A 21,227-nucleotide genomic window follows, 5' to 3' on the forward strand; every position below is an offset into this window, starting at 1 on the left:
TTATAAATTGTTAGTAGTTAATTTGGGGACGAAGATAACAATTATTTTCTATCCTAACTTACTGTTTCTTTATTATTTCGGGTTTGCTTGATGGTTCTTCTTTGCAGTTTCAGATGTTTTGAGTGTATATGAAATGTGCCGGATATTCTTCCGGCACATTTACTAATATAATATATTTCAAGGATTAATACCCCGGATTCTGATCTGCTTTCAAAAGAGGGTTCAGGTCGATAGCCGATTGAGGTATTGCTTTCAACAGCATACGATTATCCCATTTCATAGTAATCACTTTTTCTCCGTCCGGCATGGTGATATCTACATTGTCGATCTGTTCTTTGCAATAGGCGGCACCGTAGCGAATCATGTCATCCAGGCGGAATCCTTCAGCTGCCAGTTCGATCCTGCGTTCGTTACGGATTAGTTCAAGTCCTTGTTCCTTGGATAAAGAGGTCGGGACGTTCGGCATACCGCAGCGGTCGCGCAGTTCATTTAATGCGGCCTGCACTTGTCCGTCGAAACCGGTTGTTTGCGTTCTGGCTTCGGCAAAGATCAGCAAGATCTCTCCATAGCGAATGCATGGATAATCTCCTGTGGCTTGTCCGTATCCGGACGGGTCATTTTCCAGAGGCAATGTTTTGCGGAAGTTGAATCCTGTTTTAGATTCATTGTTACCACCTTTTATCCATTCGTAAGCGAAATCCGTTCCATAATTTGTTTCATACCATCCTTTGAATGGTAACATAATGGATACATACAAACGACTGTCGCGGTTACGGTATTCGCTGATGTATTTCTCATTCTTAATCTCTCCGCTTTTTACTTTGTTCTCAACAAAAAGACGAAAGGTGTTTTTATTGTCGGCTGCAATGAATTCATCTGCTTCCTTTCTCAGTTCCGTATAGTTGGAGGCACGTTCTGTTTTAGAAGGAAGACTAGGCTTACTGCCGTCTACGGCCCAGTATGTGTCAACCAAATTCTGGGTAGGAGTGACGGAAGACCATCCACCCAGCTGGTTTGGGCGCATACTAGTATATCGTACCATATCCTGATAATCCCAGTCGGATGCAGCATATTGACGGGTCATGATATATTCGGGGTTGTCCGTATTGCCATTCTCTGTGTGCCACAGTGTTTCGTAGCTAAACATTCCCTTTACGAATTTATCCTTGTCGATATTGAATTTGGCGAAATCAACATATAGGTCCATTTCATCAGCTTCTTTTTGCTGTGCATCGCTTAGTGAAGAGATGCGGAACAAAGAGAAACCTCCGTTATCCATGATGTCTTTGGCTGTGCTTTCGGCAGTTGCGTAATCTCCGAAATTCAGTGCGGCTCTGGCTTTCAGGGATAGTGCTGCATATTTGGTGATGCGGCCTTTTTCATTCGGATAACCTCCTGAGTATTTATCAGGTAAACCTGCTGCCCCTTCTGTTAGTTCCTTCATGATAAATTCGCGGATAACGCTTACTTCGTCACGTGTCACATTTTCAGCATCATAGGGAAGAACTTCTGTGATCAGAGGCACTTTACCGAAAGTCTGTGTAAGTGACAGGTATTGCCATGCCCTCATAACGCGGGCTTCAGCTATGAAACGTGCTTTTAGGTCTTCGTCCATAGGGCAACTCTCTATTTGTGATAAAAATAGGTTTGCTTTACGGATCGTTTCGAAGTTCCAGCCGGCATCGTAAGCGGCACTCATTCCATTTTGCAGGAAAGTGGAACCGCTTGATTCCCATGAATACTGGCAATATGCATCCGGAGAATAAGTATCGTCATAGATGCCGATTCCCGGAATCGTATTGGAGTAGATTACATTCAGGTTCATCCAGGCATCCTTTTCCGATGTCCAGTATGTTTCGGAAGCAATACTTGAAGGCGGCTCAACCTCTAAATCACAGCTTGTGACAGTTGCACCTATTATCGTACAGAATGCGATGCTTTTGAATAGTTTATTTATATTTTTCATATGTCTAATTCTTTACAATCAATTAAAATGTCAGGTTAACTCCCAGTGCGATAGAAGAAATACCTCTTGTATCTTGTCCGCGACCGTTTCCGGTTTCCGGGTCAAAATCTTCCATTCTCTTGTCTGCACGGATCGTGAACGGATTTTCTGCTGCAACATATACTTTCAGGGCATCCATTTTTAAGGCTTCCAGTGTTTTCTTATTGAATGTGTAGCCGAGCGTAATTGTTTTGATGCGGAAATAGTCGGTATTCATCAGCCAGTATTCAGAGAAACGGTTATTGTATGTCGAGTGTGCGCTTGTACGGGAATAGATTCTCGGATAAGCGGCGTTCGGATTCGGATTATCCAGTGTCCATCTTTTCAGGTGATATTCGCGCGGACTGGCATTGTCGGAGAATGCCCAGGCTTGTTCCTGCCAGAAATACTGTTTTGTACCGCTAACGCCCTGTCCGAATGCACTAAGTTCAAATCCTTTATAACGGAGGTTGATATTGATACCATAGGTAATGTCCGGAACGTCGCAGGCCAGGAAGTCTTTGTCTTCTGCATCGAGTTTTCCGTCTCCGTTCAGATCGACATATTTGATGTCACCGGCCTGGGGAGTCATACCATCTGTTACATAGTTTCCGCTATCGATGTCTTCCTGGCTTAACAAGCCATCTGTACGCCAGCCGTAGAATGTTCCGATTGCATAACCCACCTTCTTGATCCATGGATCTTCGTAAATCGGATCGGATGCGCCCAAGTCGGTAATTTTGTTCCAGTTCTTACTCATGTTAAAACCGACAGAGTAGGAGAAGTCACCGATTGTTTTGTTGTGCGTGATACCGAACTCAATACCTTTGTTGCTGACGCTACCGATATTTTGTGAGGGTTTAAAATCTTTATAAATACCCACTTCGTAAGGTACGTTGTAACCTAACAGGATGTCGTTGGTTACTTTATTGTAATAGTCACCTGTGAAATCAATTAATCCGTTGAAGATAGAAAAGTCCAGACCGACATCTGTAATGGCAACCTTTTCCCAGCCTAAAGTTGTGTTGGCCGGTTTAGCTTCCTGGATACCGTTTACGATACCATCTTCAAAATTATAATTGCCCCCTTGCTGATAAGTAGAGAAATAATCGTAATCGCCTACATTATTAATATTACCCAACATACCCCATGAAGCACGTAGTTTCAGGTTATTGATCCAGCTTACATCCTGCATGAATGCTTCCTGATTGATACGCCACCCGGCAGAGAATGACGGGAAGATACCCCAGCGATGATCTTTGTGGAAACGGGAAGAACCGTCTGTACGTAAGTTGGCTTCCAACAGATAACGATCCATAAAACTGTAGTTGACACGCCCGAAGTATGAAAGCATCTTGTTTTCGTTTGAGCCTCCTTCCGTACCGGTGTCGTTCGGTGCGCTTGAACCGCCATTCAGGTCGGTCATATTATTGGTCGGGAAGTTTTTGCGATACGATTTTTGTTTCTGGTATTGATAATGTTCATAGGAAACACCGGCTAATACATTGAAACTATGTTTGTCATTACTCCATTCATAGTTGGCAAGTCCGTTATATGTCAATCGGTTATGTTCGATCCATTCGTAAGTCATTTTCGACTCGTCTGTCTGTGAGCCGTTCAGTTCCAGCCCGGTTTTGAAGTCTTTGATCTTAGAAGTGCTGGCATCGTAGGTGGTACCTTTGTAGTCATACACTTTATAGATCATTTCACCGGTTAAAACAAGACCTTTCACGGGTTTGAAGTCCAGCGCCAGGTTAAGAAGCGTATTGGTCGTTTTGTTTTTTGACCAGTTACCTTGGTTTTGTTTGCGCAACGGGTTACGAAGCATATTTACGGTAGAAGCAGGTTTTCCTCCTTCATAACTACCCCATTCTCCGTTACTTTGTTTGGCAACATATGTGGACGGAACTGTCAGTAATTCAACGTAACTGATTCCTCCTTTATCCGATTTGTTATCATCCTGGATATAATTGATGTTGGCACGCATTGAAACCCATGACTTGATGTCTGAAGATATATTTGTAGTCAGGTTGTAACGATTACTATTTGCTCCCGGCGTGAATTTGTCGTCGAAAGTATATCCTAAGCCGGTATAATATTTTACTTTGTTACCGCCACTGAAGCTCAACGAATGCTTTGTGATTGTAGATACATCATCCAATACAAGATCGTACCAGTTGGTATTCGGGTACATATCCGGATCCGATCCGTCACGGAATTTCTGGATCATTTCATCTGTATAAGGGACTTGTGCATTGGGATTGTCATTTAATGCAGCTTCGTTAGCCAACCGGGCATACCATTCGGAACTAAGAACTTTCGGTGTGTATGTAGCCATTTTTACGCCGAAGTATCCATTATAATTTACCTTCAGGTCGCCTTCTTTACCACCTTTGGTTTTAACCATAACAACACCATAAGCGGCACGTGAACCGTAAATAGCGGAAGATGCGGCATCCTTCAGGAAGGATACGCTTTCGATAGTGTTCGGATCGAGAGCAGAAAAGACAGTGGCATCGGCAATCGCCCCGTCAATCACGAAAAGCGGTGATGAGGTACCCAGGTTACCACGTCCACGGAAGTTAATGGATGGTGCTGCACCGGGACGGCTGATAATTGTAACGCCCGGAACCTGTCCCTGTACGGATGCCAATACATTCGTATTTACACGTTCCTTTAATTCTTCAGAGCTTACAGAGGCGACGGCTCCGGTAAGATTTACTTTCTTTTGTGTACCATAACCTACAATAACAACTTCATCCAGGGCTTGTGAGTCTTCACTCAGGATGATTTTTCCTTTAGTAGCTTCTGAGGCTTTGATCTCAATGGTTTTAAAACCGATGCTGCTGATAACCAGGATGTCATTAGGATTTGCTTCCAGAGTGAATTTGCCATCCAAATCTGTAACAGTTCCATTGGTTGTGCCTTTGACAATGACATTGGCACCGATCAGTGGTTCATTCATTGCTCCGTCAAAAATGACTCCACTTATGGCTTTTTGCTGTTGGGTAATAGATACATCTGTTGTAGCTGCGTACAAGGAAGATGTGGTTACAGAAACAGGAAAAGCAAGTGCGATTAAAAGCAAAGAAACTTGATTTTGCTTTAAAATAGACCTGTAATTCATGTGTTTTTTGATTAATAATTAATACTAGTTAGAGGTTATCATAGTTCTAGCAGAACTATGTCTTGTGTGTTAGAACTAATCGTTAGTGAATCAGCTATTTAGGGTAAAATTGGTAACAGATAGAAAAAAGCATGTTAACTTAATTGTGTAATTAATAATTAACATATTCGACTTAAGTTCTTGTGGATCGTAATTAATTTTAATATATTTAGGCATTGATAATAAAAAATATACTATATTTGCGGTGTCGTTATAAATTAGTTCTGCTAGAACTTAGTCGTTTCTATTTTTAATCTTCCGAGTATTTTTCCTGATATTACTAATTATTTTTTTTCTACCGATAAGGTACTGTCCGGTTTTGTGACATATATTATGATACTGCATTCAGCTAATTTGGAGTGGTAGGCGATTTTTGTGTACTTTTGCAGCCATAAAAGAAATAGATATGATTTCGGTTGAAGGACTAACAGTTGAATTTGGCGGATTTACGCTTTTTGATGATGTTTCGTTTGTGGTAAACAAGAAGGATCGTATCGCACTGGTCGGTAAGAACGGGGCGGGAAAATCTACGATGTTGAAGATATTTGCAGGTTTGCAGTCTCCGACATCCGGTACGGTGAGTATTCCCAAAGAGACGACGATCGGCTATCTGCCGCAGCAGATGCAGCTGACCGACAGCCGTACTGTCCGTGAAGAGGCGGAACAGGCTTTCGGTCATATCCAGGAAATGGAAAAGGAGATCGAACGGCTGAATCTGGAACTGGCTGAACGGACCGACTACGAAACGGAATCGTATCAGAAACTGATAGATAAGGTAACACATCTTTCCGAACATTTCCAGCTGATGGGGGGAAGCAACTACCATGCAGAACTGGAACGTACTTTGATCGGTCTGGGATTTAACCGCAGTGATTTTGAACGTCCGACTTCCGAGTTCAGCGGTGGCTGGCGTATGCGTATCGAGTTGGCAAAATTATTACTTCGCCGTCCGGATGTGTTGTTGCTTGATGAGCCGACCAACCACCTGGATATCGAATCTATCCAATGGCTTGAGAATTTCATTGCGACCCGTGCCAATGCTGTGATCCTGGTTTCGCATGACCGTGCTTTTATTGATAACACCACGTCCCGTACGATCGAGATCGAGTTGGGAAGTATATACGATTATAAAGTAAAGTATTCCGAATACGTTGAGCTTCGTAAGGAACGCCGCGAACAACAACTCCGTGCCTTCGAAAACCAGCAGAAGAAACTGGCTGATACCGAAGCATTCATTGAACGATTCCGTTATAAAGCGACCAAATCCGTTCAGGTACAGTCACGCATCAAACAGTTGGAAAAGGTAGAGCGTATTGAAGTGGATGAGGTAGATACAGCCATGCTGAGCCTGAAATTTCCTCCGGCTCCCCGTTCCGGTTCTTACCCTGTGATTATGGAGAATGTGGCTAAACGTTATGGGGATCATCTGATCTTCAAGGATGTCACATTGACTATCAACAGAGGGGATAAGGTCGCTTTTGTCGGAAAGAACGGTGAAGGTAAATCGACGCTGGTCAAATGTATCATGGAACAGATCGATTATGAAGGAAAGCTGCAATTGGGGCATAACGTGAAGATCGGTTACTTTGCCCAGAATCAGGCGCAGTTGCTGGATGATAACCTGACGGTCTTTGATACGATCGATTATGTAGCGCAGGGTGATATACGGACCAAGATCCGCGATATCCTCGGTGCCTTTATGTTTGGCGGCGAAGCGTCCGATAAGAAGGTGAAAGTCCTGTCGGGAGGAGAAAGAAGCCGTCTGGCGATGATCCGCCTGTTGCTGGAGCCGGTCAACCTGCTGATCCTCGATGAGCCGACCAATCATTTGGATATGCGTTCGAAGGATGTCCTGAAAGATGCGTTGCGTGAATTTGACGGTACCGTGATTGTCGTTTCCCATGACCGTGAATTTCTGGATGGCCTGGTAGATAAGGTTTATGAATTTGGAAACCAGCGTGTCGTAGAACATCTGGGAGGAATCTATGAATTCCTGGAAAAAAAGAAGATGGATAGCTTGCGTGAACTGGAACGTTCCACACAGGCAGCTTCTTTGGCAACGGATGCGGATGGCCAGCCTACACAAAACAAACTTTCTTACGAAGCACGCAAAGAACAAAGCAAAGCGATCAAGAAAGTGGAGAAAGCCGTTGCCGAGGCAGAAAATAAAATAACGGAACTGGAAAACTCCATAGCCGCCATTGAAGCCAGGCTGGCAACTCCCGAAGGAGCTTCCGATACATCTTTATATAATGATTATTCATCATTGAAAAAAGAGTTGTCCGACACAATGGACACATGGACGGAGTTGACCATGGAATTAGAAGAATTGAATGAGAAAGCGTCCCGGTGATCCGGTGGCGCTTTTTTTTGAAATATATTGATTAAAGAAGGATTGCATTAAATAAAAAGTATTTACTTTTGTCAGTCAATAGACTCCGGTTTATTATACCATGAGATTGAACTAATTGATAAATAACAAACGCCTAATTTATAGACAAAATATTATGTTAACTCAAATTATTAACGGTCGTATCCTGACACCACAGGGCTGGATGAAAGATGGTTCTGTTCTGATTAGTGATAACAAGATTCTGGAAGTGACTAACTGTGACCTTGCCATAGTTGGTGCAAACCTGATTGACGCCAAGGGAATGTATATCGTTCCGGGCGGAGTGGAAATCCATGTTCACGGCGGAGGCGGACGTGACTTTATGGAAGGTACGGAAGAGGCGTTCCGTGGTGCCGTGGCTGCCCATATGCAACATGGTACGACGAGTATTTTCCCGACTTTGTCGTCTTCAACCATCCCGATGATCCGTGCGGCGGCAGCTACAACTGAAAAGTTGATGGCTGAAAAGGACAGTCCTATCCTCGGATTACATCTGGAAGGCCATTACTTCAATATGAAGATGGCTGGTGGTCAGATTCCTGAAAACATCAAGAATCCGGACCCTGAAGAATATATCCCGTTGCTGGAAGAGACGAATTGTATCAAGCGTTGGGATGCTGCGCCTGAATTGCCGGGTGCCATGCAGTTCGGCAAGTATATCACTTCGAAAGGCGTGTTGGCGGCTGTCGGCCATACACAGGCTGAATATGAAGATATCCAGACGGCTTATGAAGCGGGTTATACACATGCCACCCATTTCTACAACGCTATGCCCGGTTTCCATAAACGTCGCGAGTATAAGTATGAAGGAACTGTCGAAAGTATCTATCTGATCGATGATATGACAGTGGAAGTGGTAGCTGACGGTATCCATGTTCCGCCGACAATCCTTCGTCTGGTTTATAAGGTGAAAGGTGTGGAACGTACTTGTTTGATCACGGATGCTTTGGCTTGTGCGGCCAGCGATAGCCAGGTGGCTTTCGACCCGCGTGTGATCATTGAAGACGGGGTTTGTAAACTTGCCGACCGCTCAGCGTTGGCCGGTAGTGTTGCAACGATGGACCGCCTGATCCGTACGGTGGTACAGAACGCCGAGATACCTTTGGAAGATGCGATTCGTATGGCATCTGAAACACCGGCCCGTATCATGGGTGTTTACGACCGCAAAGGTTCTTTGCAACGTGGAAAGGATGCCGATATCATGGTGTTGGATAAAGACCTGAATGTACGTGCCGTCTGGGCAATGGGTAAGCTGGTGGAAGGAACCAATAAGCTGTTTTGAGAATTGAAAATTGAAAATTGAAAATTATGTTGACACAAATAATAAACGGACAGATCCTGACACCGCAAGGTTGGTTGAAAGATGGTTCCGTCCTGATCAGTGATGGTAAAATACTGGAAGTGACTAACAGCGACCTGGCTGTGATCGGTGCTACGGTGATTGATGCCAAAGGTATGAATATCGTACCGGGATTTGTCGCAATGAATGTACATGGCGGTGGCGGTTATGATTTCAAGGAATGTACGGAAGAGGCTTTCCACGGTGCTGTGGCTGCTCATATGAAACATGGGGCAACCTGTATTTTCCCGACTCTGTCTCCATTGCCTGTTGAGGAAATACGGAAAGGTATTGCTTTGTGTGAGAGTGTGATGGCTGAGAAAAACAGTCCGGTTTCCGGTTTACAGGTGGAAGGTCCGTATCTGAATCCCAAGATGGCCGGAAGTCTTCTGAGCGATGCCCTGAAGAATCCGGATCCGGAAGAGTATATCTCTTTGCTGAACAGTACGAATTGTATTAAACGTTGGGATGCCAGTCCTGAATTGCCGGGTGCATTGGATTTTGCCCGTTATGTCAGTTCGAAAGGTATCCTGGCGGCTATTTCACATACGGAAGCTGAATTTGCCGATATCAAAGCGGCTTATGAAGCCGGTTTTACGCATGCCGCTCATTTCTATAATGCCATGCCTGGCTTCCACAAACGTCGTGAATATAAATATGAAGGAACAGTGGAAAGTGTCTTTCTGGTGGATGACATGACGGTTGAGGTGATTGCCGACGGGCGCCATTTACCGTCTACTATCCTTCGCCTGGTTTATAAGCTGAAGGGTGTGGAACGTACTTGCCTGACAACGGATGCATTGGCTTATGCCGCCAATGAGGGAAAGCCCGTTGATGATCCCCGGATTATTATAGAAGATGGCGTTTGTAAACTGGCAGACCATTCTTCTTTGGTAGGCAGTATCGCTACAATGGACGTACTGGTTCGTACGATGGCCCAAAATGCCGGAGTTCCTTTGGCAGACGCTGTTCGCATGGCTTCTGAAACGCCGGCCCGCCTGATGGGAGTAGACGATCGCAAGGGTTCTTTGCAACGCGGAAAGGATGCCGACATCGTTATCCTTGACCGTAAGCTGAACGTTCGTTCTGTCTGGTCGATGGGACATTTGGTAGAAGGTACGAATACATTGGCTTAGTACCAACTTATAGGTAAATAGATATTTTTGATAGCTTTCGTTAATCTTTATTTGCCGAAGAATTGTTATATTTGTAGTTCAAGTAAAAAAGTTCTACTAAATCGTAATTAAACATGAAGACGAACCTTAGTTCTCAGATTACCCTGACGCGTATACCGCTCAGGTATTACCGTCCGGAAAACGCTTACGAGCAATCAGTTTTAACTCGTATGGAGAAGATTCCGACAAACATCTACGAATCAGCTGAAGAAGGATCTTTCGTGATCGCGAAAGAATTGGCCTCACAAATACGTAAAAAACAGGCAGCCGGCGAACCTTTCGTCCTCGCTTTGTCTGGTGGACGTTCCCCTCAGAGTGTATTTAAGGAATTGGTCCGTATGCATAAGGAAGAACAACTGAGCTTCCGCAACGTAATTGTATTTAATGTATACGAGTTCTATCCGCTGAGCGCATCGACAAACAGTAATCTGGCTTATTTGAAGGAGTCATTCCTTGACCAGGTGGATATTGATCCGAAGAATATCTATTCACCCGACGGTTCTATGCCGAAAGACGATATCTTCGAATTTTGCAGACAGTATGAACAGCAAATCCAGAATTTCGGAGGAATCGACTATATCCTGTTGGGAGTAGGACATGCTAGTAATATCGGCTTTAACGGTCCGGGATCATCTGCCAATGTCGGAACCCGTCTGGTTTTACTGGATAACGATGCACGCAAAGAAGCTGCCCGTACATTCAAATCGATTGAAAATGTTCCGGCAAGTGTAATCACAATGGGTATTTCAACTATTCTGAGAGCTAAGAATGTGATTCTGATGGCCTGGGGTGAAGATAAATCACGTATCATTGCCAATACGGTTGAAGGTAAGGTCAGTGAAACAGTTCCTTCTACTTATTTGCAGACTCATATGAATGCAAAGGTGGTGATCGACCTGTCTGCCGCTTACGAACTGACAAGAATCAGCCATCCCTGGTTGGTTACCAACTGTGATTGGGATAACAAACTGATCCGTCGTGCTATCGTTTGGCTGTGCCAGTTGACCGGCAAACCGATCCTGAAACTGACAAATAAGGATTACAGCGAACACGGACTGGGAGAACTCTTAGCGCTGTATGGTTCCGCTTATAATGTAAATATCAAGATATTCAATGATATTCAGCATACAATTACCGGATGGCCGGGTGGTAAGCCGAATGCAGACGATTCCAATCGTCCGGAACGCGCTACTCCGTATCCGAAGAAAGTGATCGTATTCAGTCCGCACCCGGATGACGACGTGATCTCTATGGGTGGTACTTTGCGCCGTTTGTGCGACCAGCACCATGATGTGCATGTGGCTTATGAAACTTCCGGTAATATTGCCGTAGGAGATGACGAAGTGATCCGTTACTGCGAGTATCTGCGTGATGTTTGCGACAAATATTCTCCGAATGACAGTACTGTTAAAGACAAAGCGGAAGAGATTATCAAATACCTGCGTTTCGAAAAGGTAGAAAACGGGGAACCGGAAAAGAAAGATGTCCTGTTCATGAAAGGTACTATCCGTCGTGAAGAAGCCCGTCACGGTTGCCGTTATTCAGGCGTGAAAGATGAAAACGTTCACTTCCTGGATCTTCCGTTCTATGAAACAGGTCTTGTTAAGAAGAATGATTTGGGTGAAGCCGACGTCGCTGTCGTAAAGAAACTGTTGCAGGAGATCAAGCCGGACCAGATGTTCGTGGCCGGTGACCTGGCTGACCCGCACGGAACACATAAGGTTTGTCTGGATGCCGTACTGGCTGCTATTGATGAACTGAAAGACGAAGAATGGCTGAAACATTGCCGTGTTTGGATGTATCGTGGAGCATGGGCAGAATGGGAAATGGACCACATCGAAATGGCAGTTCCTATCAGTCCGGAAGAATTGCGCTTCAAACGTAATGCCATCCTGAAACACCAGTCGCAGGCAGAAAGCGCACCGTTCCTGGGTGACGACGAACGTCTGTTCTGGCAGCGTGCCGAAGACCGTAACCGTGCTACAGCCGAACTGTATAAGGATCTGGGTCTGGCTTCCTATGAAGCAATCGAAGCATTCGTTCAGTATATGATCCCGTTTGATAAATAAGACTTAATTGTTTCTATAAAAAAAGAGCGCTTACCTGATGGCAAGCGCTCTTCATGTTTAATGTTGATGCTAAATTAATAGGTCGTTCCCTGGAAAATGTTTGACTGAGCATATGAAACTAATGTTCCTGTCATTGTCAGGTCTCTTCCTGAGAAGTTCGGGTCTACGGTAACTGTTGCTTTGTTGCTTCCGTTCATCAATGTCAGATTTACAGTGGCAGAGATGAAAACACCCTGGACACTCATTGACAGGTAAACGTTACCGTTTTTGTCCTGTTTGGTTTGGATGTTGGATGCGCTTCCCTGTACGGTAACACCACCTAATCCGTTAGGACCTGGGTACGGAGAGTTGGATGCGATCTGTACCATTGCCTGGCCATCATTCAAAGAGACGAAGTTTGTGTTTGAGTTTACATAGTAAACCTGTCCGTTCATTGGTTGTACGGAGTTGGCTTCCAATACAAAAGACTGGTTGGTGATAGCTTGCATGGCAGTGTTGAATTCCTGTTCGTCCATGATAGCATCCTTCGCTTCTCTTGCTTCTTTCTTAGCTTCTCTTTCTAACTTTTTCTCTGCTTTTTCTACGGCTTTACTCTGAGCCTGTACATGTGTCATTCCCCCCATTACAAGAGTGAAAACGACGATAAAAGATACAATTCTTTTCATACGATTTAGTTTAAAACGTTTTCAAAATGTAGTAAAAGAACAAGCATGAGTAAAAAAGGTTCCTGACAAATAGATGATTGTAGATACTATAACATTTTATCATGCTAATTTGGTTAATCCTCATTTTTATTATAGAATCTTTTATATAATAGGTAGTTGCGGGGTAACCAGACTAGGTATTCAGCGAATTATCCTGTACATTTGCGGGTAATATCAGATGATTAAAACGAGAAGATATGAAGATTGATGTATGTTTTTCGCCGGCCCTGTATCCGGTATATCATAACCCGGAAGCAATTGTCGTTGTAGTGGATGTGTTCCGGGCAACGACAACGATGGCGGCGGCTTTCAAGAATGGCGTTCGCAGTATCCGCCCGGTAGCGACGGTGGAGGAAGCTCAGGAATATAAGGCAAAAGGCTGGCTGGTTGGTGCCGAACGCAATGTGAAACGATGTGATTTTGCCGACTTCGGAAATTCACCGTTCGACTATACGGCGGAGAAAGTAGCCGGTAAGGATGTGATCTTTACGACGACCAATGGCACCCGGGCTATAACTATAGCAAAGTCTGCTTATCGTGTTATTACAGGCGCCTTTGTTAATTTACAGGCGGTTGCGGACTATTGTCTGTTTCATGGGCGCGATGTCGTTGTTTTATGTTCCGGCTGGCAGGACAAGGTGAATATAGAAGATACTTTGTTCGGTGGGGCTTTGGTAGAGGTACTAGCCAAAACCGGTAAATACCGCCCGGCTACGGATGCCGCAGTCATTGCCCGCGACATGTGGACGAATAATAAAAAGAACCTGATCGCTTATCTTGCTCCGACCGACCATATGGCTCGCCTGAAAGCCAATCATCTGGAAGATGCCGTGCCTTTTTGCCTGACACCGGATAGTGTCGTCGTTGTACCGGAGTTGGCGATAGAAGGGGAGACTTTGGTATTGAAGAAAGTGATGACGATTTGATAATAAAGGAAAGATAACATAGAAATGGCTATAACAAATAAAATACGTTTCGGGGTAGTAGGAACGAACTTTATAACAGATTGGGTGATTGCCGGGGCACGGCAGGACGAACGTTTTGAACTGGTTGCCGTCTATTCGCGGACACAGGAGACGGCAGATGCATTTGCTGCCAGGCATCAGATTCCCTATACATTTACTTCTTTGGAGGAGATGGTGCAAAGCCCGTTGATAGATGCGGTGTATATTGCTTCTCCTAATTTCTTGCATGCTCCGCAGAGTATTCTTTGCATGAAGCATGGCAAACATGTGTTATGTGAGAAGCCGTTTGCTTCGAATGCACGGGAGGCGAGGGAGATGATCGAGGCTTCCCGGAAATACAATGTGACGCTGATGGAGGCGATGAAACCGACGCTGACTCCAAACTTCCGTGCCGTACGTGATAATCTGCACCGGCTGGGGACGATACGGCGTTATTTCTCCTGCTATTGCCAGTATTCGTCGCGGTATGACAAGTTTAAGGAAGGGATTGTGCTGAATGCTTTTAAGCCGGAACTCTCGAATGGAGCAATGATGGATATCGGTATCTATACGCTTTATCCGATGGTAGTCCTGTTCGGGCGGCCGGAGAAGGTGGAGGCGACAGGTGTCATGCTCTCTTCGGGGGCGGACGGACAAGGGGCCGTGAACTTCCAGTATAAAGGAATGAATGCGACTATCCTTTATTCGAAGATAGCTAACTCGTCATTGCCGACAGAGATACAAGGGGAAGAAGGAAACATCATTCTGGACCGGGTGAATATTATTAGCAAGGTGACTTATCTGCCCCGGATTGCCGCAGCAGCGGGCAAGAGTGCCATTCCCGAGCCGCAGGATATCAGCGCGGTGACGGATAAGGACGAATACTACTATGAGGTGGCCGAATTTATAGACCTGGTTCTTGCCGGTAAACGCGAATCGGCTATTAACAGCCATGATAATTCATTGATAACATTGGAGATTATTGACGAGATACGGAGGCAGTTGGGAGTTGTTTATCCGGCTGATAGATGATTCGGATTTTATCAGTTTTGAGCTATCTTTTATAGCAACTGGTTGTACCTGGCTCCCCTCTGGAGAGGGGGAAGGGGGGGTGTCATATCCCCGCCATACAACCACCAAAATCAGAGTCACTTGATTATTACAGGTTCATTTGCCGTTTGCTTCAGCTGACGGTTTACAAGTTGTTTCTCTCTTTTGGCTTCAGCCACATTTCTCCTAGATAGAAACCTGTAAGAAATGGGACTAAAGTCCAATGAGATAAACCCTTGACTAATCCGTCAGCTGAAGCAGACGGCAAATAAACCTGTAACAAGGCTTGTTTTATTGACTGGCTTTAACACACCCCCTACCCCCTCTCAAGAGGGGAGCCAGTTACAACCAGTCAATAAACAGATGATTCAATTTTTTCTATAATTGCCACTATCCTTTTAAACCTCTCTGATAAAATACTTCGCCAGGAATTCCCAATTCCCATGAATGATATCTTTTCCGCGTTCGGGGCTGAGCAGGCTCTTGGTTTGGGCATCGGCGAGCATGCCGCGTTCTTCGAGGGCTTTCAGCAGGTCTTTGCTGCAATGTTTGACGATGAAGAAAGATAATCCCTGGTCGGAAGCCTTTTTCTCGTCGTAGAACGGGTTTTGTTCGTCTTTGATGAACTCGATGCCGTCTACCAGTAATTGGAGGCCTTCACGGGGAGAAGCATATACGGCAAACTCGTTGAATTCAATGCAATCGGCCAGCGGAGTATATTCGCTTTCCTCCAGTTTCAGTTGCTGGGTGGCGAAGTCGATGAATTCCTGCTTGCTCTTCATATAGAATAATAACTTGCCGTCCGCAATTTCTGTGAATTTATCGTAGACAGCCTTGTTGCTCTCTTCGCGTTCCTTGATGGCGGGGTCGACAAAGGATTCTGCTTTTTCCGCTTTATCGGCGAAGGCGGCATAGTCCGGATGCGTTTCCGGCATGATAAGCGAGAGCCATTTCGGTGACGTGTAGGCCAGGAGAGGCGTCCGGCTGATATGAGCCAGCGAGTCGTAGATAACCATGACGGCCTGTGTGTTCTGCCGTTCGTCCGGGTTCTGGCGCCAGTATTCCTTTACCGTTTCGCTCAGGTCGACGTTCGAGTCGGTCAACAGGTAAGAGTTGTAGTGGAACCAGTGGAGCAGTTCGGCCTGTTTCTCCGGGTCCTCGTATGATGTTTCCGGGGCGAAAAGAGCCTGCATCTTTGTGTTTTCGGGAGCGGTAGTCCATTCCTTGCAAAACAGTTGGTAGATGAGGCGGGCCGTCTCTTCGTTGGCTGGGTTATCGGGGTTGACGAAAGTGCCTTTCTTGGCGCCGTGGTATTGCTGGGTGTAATGCCAGAGCAGGAAACGGACGTCTTCGTAGTTTGCCTCGTCGTCGTAATAATGGTCGCTGACGGTATAGAAAGGGAGATAGTTGCCTGTCTGTTTCTTATATTCCGTGATGAATGCACGCCATATGTTCAGGCCGGATATCACGTCCTCGAAATAAGCCGCCATACGCATGCTGATCTGGATGGCATCTTCCTTTTCGAACGAGTTCGCCAGGTCGGTCTGTTCCATCATTTCATGTATCTGATTGGCAATACGGGTATAATAAAGGTCGGTCGGACCTGATTGTTTATAGGGATGCAGTTGCAGCCAGTCTTTCGGATAGATTTTAGTGTTCTTCATATATTGTTTATCTGTTTAGAATAATGAAGATGCAAATGTAGTAAAATAAGTTTACATGTAGATTGTTGTATTATTTTTCTGTCTGGTCTAAAAGTTTCTGGTCTGTACCCTGTATCCGGAATGTAACCACCTTGTCATACAATGTGACAAAATCTAAATAACCCTGAAATATCCTCCCTTTACTTTTGCTCCCGAATAATTCAAAGATGTAACAAGTATTAAAGAATGAGTACTGTAAAAGTTAGGACGATAAAGAAACTGCTGGGCCTGTTGGTTGGCTGTTTTCTCTCATGGGCGGCCGGGGCGCAGACCGGAGTGATTTGCGGGACGGTGACCGACGCCAAATTCAAAGAAGCGCTGATCGGTGCGACTGTAACGATCGAAGGAGCCTCTGTCGGCGCGATTGCTGACGTGGACGGTAATTTCCGTATCGAGAACGTAAAGCCGGGTGTATATAATGTGGTAGCTTCCTATGTCTCTTATAATTCACAAACGATCAAAGAGGTCAAAGTCGTCGCCCGTCAGGAGGCGGTGTTGCGTATCGAGCTTTCGGATGCCGACCTTCAGTTGCAGAATGTGGTGGTCGTTGCCCAACGTAAACTGGGAACAGAGGCCGCCGTTATCAATACGGTACGGAAAAGTCTGCCGGTCGTGAGCGGTATCTCCGCCCAGCAGATCAGTAAGACGCAGGACAGGGATGCAGCCGAGGTGCTTCGCCGCATCCCTGGTATCACGATTGTGGACGACCGGTTTATCGTGGTGCGCGGCCTGGCGCAGCGTTATAACAATGTCTGGCTGAACAATGCCACGACGCCTTCGAGCGAGACGGACAGCCGGGCTTTCTCTTTTGATGTGCTGCCTTCTTCGCTGATCGATAATATGATGGTTTATAAAAGTCCGTCGGCCGAGGTTCCTGCCGATTTTTCAGGTGGCTTCGTGCAGGTGATGACGAAGAATATCCCGGAGGGGAATACCTTTGCAGTTTCTTATCAAATGGGTTTTAATACGAATGCGACCTTTCGTGACTTCCGGCTGACAGAAGGAAGCTGGAAAGATTATTTCGGATTCGGAGCCGCTGCCCGGAGCCTGCCTGCTTCTTTTCCTGCCCATCTGGGAGAGCATTCGACGGAAGAGGCGGCCGCTTTCACCCGGCAGATAAACCAGCGCTGGGGGATCAATACATTCAAGGCCATTCCCGACCAGAAGATTTCGCTTACCTCTCACCGTACTTTCGACATCGGCGACTGGAAGATCGGAAATATCACCAATGTGAACTGGAGTACGGAATATGACTATTCGGAAACGGTGAACAACAACTATATCACCTATGATGTGGCGAACGACGTCTCCCGTCCCCGTTTCGAATACAATGACATTCGCTACCGGAATACTTCCAAGCTGGGTGCCCTCTTCAACTGGTCGTTCATGAAGGGCGGCAATAAGTACGAATTTCGTAACTTCTTCAGCCAACGCGGTGTTTCCGCCCTGACGCAACGGGAGGGGACCAACTACTATTCCGATAAGGATATCCGCAAATGGGAATCGCTTTATACCGGACGTACGACCTATTCCGGCCAGTTGAGCGGTACGCATACCTTGCGGGAGAATATCGACAAGGTAGACTGGACGGCCGGCTATGCCTTCGCCTCTTACCGGGAGCCCGACCGCAAGATCGTAAACTCTATCCTGGATGAGAATAAGAAGGAGCAGCCGAACTATTATGTATCCGATCCGATGCGTTACTATCAGGGCCTGAAAGATCACAGTGCATCGCTGGCGGCAAATTACGAACATAAGTTCGCAGTGTCTGATATGTTTGCTCCCGTATTCAACGGTGGTATCTACGGAGAATATAAAGACCGTACGTTCGATGCTCGCCGCTTTGGTTACAACCTGTTGGGTACGGGCTATGACCGTTATGCCGATTGGGATTATACCGGGATATTCTCGGACGATAACATCTCTGCCGACCGTATCTGGATGCGCGAGGTAACGAAGAATAACGATTCTTATACTTCGAACAGTAAATTGGGTGCCGCCTACGTTTCGGCAAAGCTGAACTATGGCGAGAAGCTGAATGCCGTGGTCGGGGTTCGCATGGAATATTACAACCTGGTGATGGACGGGTATTCTTCCGACGGTACCGAGCCGGTACATCTGGATAACGATGCGACCGATTTCTTCCCTTCGGTCAATGTCTCTTATAATCTGACGGAGAAACATTTGATACGCGCGGCTTACGGACGGTCCGTCAACCGGCCGGAGTTCCGGGAGGTAGTGCCTTACGTTTACTTCAATCTGGAGCGCGATGCCAATATCGTAGGTAACGTCGACCTAAAGAACGCCTATGCCGACAATCTGGATTTGCGGTACGAGTTTTATCCGGCCACCGGCGAGATGATTACGCTGGGCGGGTTCTACAAACGTTTCAAAGACCCGATCGAAGAGACATACAACGAAGCCGGATCGGGCCTGCAATATACCTATCATAATGCGAAGAACGCCGATGCTTTCGGTGTGGAGCTGGATATCCGGAAAAACCTCGACTTTATCGGGTTAAGAGGACTGAGCCTGGTTTGCAATGCCGCTTATATCTATAGCCGGGTACGTTTCGAGGATAGCGCTCCCGAGCGCGACCGTCCGCTGGCCGGACAATCTCCTTACCTGGTGAACACCGGATTGTTCTATCAGCATGACGACAAGGGAATCTCTGCCTCACTGCTTTACAACCGGATCGGGAAGCGTATCGAGTCGGTCGGTGTCCCGATGCAGAACGAAAGTGAAGATATTCCCGATATATACGAGATGCCCCGCAACTCGCTGGACCTGACATTCTCGAAGAAGATCGGCAAGTTCGTGGAGATCAAGGCGGGTGTACAGGACCTGCTTAATTCGAAAGTGGAATACAAACAATTCGTGAAGCTGACGGATGAAAACGGGGGGAAGCGCGAACGTGAACAGCTGATCCGCAGCTATCGTCCGGGAGTGGATATCAATGTGGGTGTTTCCTTAAAGTTCTAATGATTAATTGACTATAATTCTTATTACAAACAAAATGTTTTTATTATGAACAGATTTCTATTAAAAGGTTTGGCCTCTGTGTTTGCACTGGCCGTGATGTTTGGAACTGTATCTTGTAGTGATGATGACGAAAAAGAGGGTACTATAGCCGTTTCTGCTGTTGCTGTAAATCCTACGACAGCCGCAGTTAAACCGGGTGCGACAGTCACATTGTCTGCCACTGTCACTCCGGAGGATGCGACAGATAAAACAATTACATGGAGTTCTTCCGATGAAAAGGTGGCTACCGTGGATGGCGGTAAGGTAACCGGTGTGGCCGAAGGTACCGCGACTATTACTGCAACGACGAAGAGTGGAGATAAGACGGCAACTTGCACCGTAACCGTATCTGAAGATGCGGCAGAGGTGATAGAAGATACGCTGGAAGGCAATATCACTGCCGATCGTACTATCTCTGCTGCCAACAAGAACTTCCTGAAAGGTTTCGTTTATGTCAAGAGCGGCGCTACGTTGACTATCGAGGCAGGTTCCGTTATCAAAGGTATTTCCGTTGCTCCGGGTGAGAGAGCGGCTTCCCTGATTATCGAGCCGGGTGCCAAGATCATCGCTGAAGGTACGGTAGACAAACCGATCGTCTTTACTTCCGACAAGGAACCGGGCAAACGTGTAACCGGTGACTGGGGTGGTTTGATTATTTGTGGTAATGCCCGCGTAAACCGTACGAACCAGCCGACTATTGAAGGAGGCCCCGGCACACACTATGGCAATACGACTTCTGATGAATTTAACGGCGAAAGTTCCGGTAAGCTGAAATATGTACGTATCGAATTTGCCGGTTATCCATTGGAGCCGGATAAGGAAATCAACGGTTTGACATTCGGAGGCGTAGGTAGCGGTACGGAAGTGGAATTTGTTCAGGTATCTTATTCGAATGATGATTCTTACGAATGGTTCGGTGGTACGGTGAATGCGAAACACCTGATTGCTTATAAGGGTTGGGATGATGATTTCGATACAGACTTCGGCTATACAGGTAAACTACAGTTCCTGTTGAGCGTACGTGATAAAGATATTGCCGATACTTCCGATTCCAATGGTTTTGAGTCTGATAATGACGGTGACGGTTCTACCAATACGCCGTTTACCAAGCCGGTATTCTCCAATGTGACCCTGATCGGTCCGTTCTATGGTAAAGTATCTGATATGACACAGGCTGAAGTGGAAGCCAAGACTGCCGATGCAGCCAACGGAGCCAAGGGCGGAAAATACCAGGCTGCCATGCACCTGCGTCGTAATTCAAGCCTGAATGTATATAACTCAGTCTTTACGGGATGGCCTTATGGTCTGCGTGCAACAGACAAGAAAGGGCAGGCTAACGATGGTATCGCTATCGAAAATGTGATCTTTGCCGGTATGTGGAAGAACTTCTACGAAGACGAAAAGGTGAGCGAGAACTTCTTCAACCGTGCCGGTAATAATACGGTTCTGGAAAATACCCAGCAGATCATTGCGAAAGACGGTGACTATTCTTCTGTCGTAGTGGATGCAGTGAAAGGTGCTGACTTTTCTAAATTGGCGGACAGCTTCTTCGAAAAGGTCACTTACAAAGGTGCTTTCGACGGAACAAACGACTGGACGGAAGGTTGGACAAACTGGGATCCGCAGAATACTGTATATTGATTCTGTTTCTTACTCAAGTTTTTGAATAATGGTTCGGGG

At 46.0% G+C, this 21,227-nt stretch carries 12 protein-coding genes; 8 read left to right on the plus strand and 4 right to left on the minus strand.

Annotated features, from left to right (window positions below):
* Window positions 1-184: 184 nt before the first annotated feature.
* Window positions 185-1,966, minus strand: coding sequence for a RagB/SusD family nutrient uptake outer membrane protein (locus NBH14_RS22070; RefSeq protein ID WP_186961184.1), 1,782 nt, complete (start codon window positions 1,964-1,966; stop codon window positions 185-187).
* A gap of 22 nt (window positions 1,967-1,988) precedes the next feature.
* Window positions 1,989-5,111 (minus strand): SusC/RagA family TonB-linked outer membrane protein, encoded by a 3,123-nt coding sequence (locus NBH14_RS22075; RefSeq protein ID WP_186961183.1) that lies wholly within the window; start codon window positions 5,109-5,111, stop codon window positions 1,989-1,991.
* Between the two features lie 445 nt (window positions 5,112-5,556).
* On the opposite strand from NBH14_RS22075, the gene NBH14_RS22080 reads away from it, so the two are divergent.
* The 4 genes from NBH14_RS22080 to NBH14_RS22095 all read left to right on the plus strand — a co-directional run bounded on the left by NBH14_RS22080 (window position 5,557) and on the right by NBH14_RS22095 (window position 12,125).
* Complete coding sequence (locus NBH14_RS22080) at window positions 5,557-7,503, plus strand: ABC-F family ATP-binding cassette domain-containing protein (RefSeq protein WP_186961182.1); 1,947 nt, start codon at window positions 5,557-5,559, stop codon at window positions 7,501-7,503.
* A 154-nt stretch (window positions 7,504-7,657) separates the two neighbouring features.
* Window positions 7,658-8,824 (plus strand): N-acetylglucosamine-6-phosphate deacetylase, encoded by a 1,167-nt coding sequence (gene nagA, locus NBH14_RS22085; protein WP_186961181.1) that lies wholly within the window; start codon window positions 7,658-7,660, stop codon window positions 8,822-8,824.
* A 26-nt stretch (window positions 8,825-8,850) separates the two neighbouring features.
* Entirely contained in the window at window positions 8,851-10,017 is a 1,167-nt protein-coding gene (gene nagA, locus NBH14_RS22090) for an N-acetylglucosamine-6-phosphate deacetylase (protein WP_250817761.1), read from the plus strand.
* A gap of 113 nt (window positions 10,018-10,130) precedes the next feature.
* The gene (locus NBH14_RS22095) at window positions 10,131-12,125 is read left to right on the plus strand and encodes a glucosamine-6-phosphate deaminase (protein WP_186961179.1); all 1,995 of its coding nucleotides are present in this window, start codon (window positions 10,131-10,133) and stop codon (window positions 12,123-12,125) included.
* Between the two features lie 74 nt (window positions 12,126-12,199).
* Here NBH14_RS22095 and NBH14_RS22100 read toward each other — a convergent pair whose 3' ends face one another.
* Window positions 12,200-12,790 (minus strand): DUF4251 domain-containing protein, encoded by a 591-nt coding sequence (locus NBH14_RS22100; RefSeq protein ID WP_128135643.1) that lies wholly within the window; start codon window positions 12,788-12,790, stop codon window positions 12,200-12,202.
* Between the two features lie 236 nt (window positions 12,791-13,026).
* On the opposite strand from NBH14_RS22100, the gene NBH14_RS22105 reads away from it, so the two are divergent.
* Both NBH14_RS22105 and NBH14_RS22110 read left to right on the plus strand, forming a co-directional pair.
* Window positions 13,027-13,755, plus strand: a complete 729-nt coding sequence (locus NBH14_RS22105; RefSeq protein ID WP_186961178.1) for a 2-phosphosulfolactate phosphatase — start codon at window positions 13,027-13,029, stop codon at window positions 13,753-13,755.
* 24 nt (window positions 13,756-13,779) lie between these two features.
* Entirely contained in the window at window positions 13,780-14,805 is a 1,026-nt protein-coding gene (locus tag NBH14_RS22110) for a Gfo/Idh/MocA family protein (protein WP_186961177.1), read from the plus strand.
* 416 nt (window positions 14,806-15,221) lie between these two features.
* Here NBH14_RS22110 and NBH14_RS22115 read toward each other — a convergent pair whose 3' ends face one another.
* Window positions 15,222-16,487: a DUF3843 family protein gene (locus tag NBH14_RS22115; RefSeq protein WP_186961176.1), complete on the minus strand. Its 1,266-nt coding sequence runs from the start codon at window positions 16,485-16,487 to the stop codon at window positions 15,222-15,224.
* A 225-nt stretch (window positions 16,488-16,712) separates the two neighbouring features.
* Here NBH14_RS22115 and NBH14_RS22120 point away from each other — a divergent pair, with 225 nt between their 5' ends.
* Window positions 16,713-19,508 carry a TonB-dependent receptor gene (locus NBH14_RS22120; protein ID WP_186961175.1) on the plus strand — a complete coding sequence of 932 codons (2,796 nt, stop codon included), beginning with the start codon at window positions 16,713-16,715 and terminating at the stop codon, window positions 19,506-19,508.
* Window positions 19,509-19,553: 45 nt separating this feature from the next.
* Window positions 19,554-21,188 (plus strand): beta-helix domain-containing protein, encoded by a 1,635-nt coding sequence (locus NBH14_RS22125; protein ID WP_186961174.1) that lies wholly within the window; start codon window positions 19,554-19,556, stop codon window positions 21,186-21,188.
* Window positions 21,189-21,227 lie beyond the last annotated feature (39 nt).

Origin of the sequence: Parabacteroides caecihominis, assembly GCF_023656785.1 — a bacterium.
GTDB classification, from domain to species: domain Bacteria; phylum Bacteroidota; class Bacteroidia; order Bacteroidales; family Tannerellaceae; genus Parabacteroides; species Parabacteroides segnis.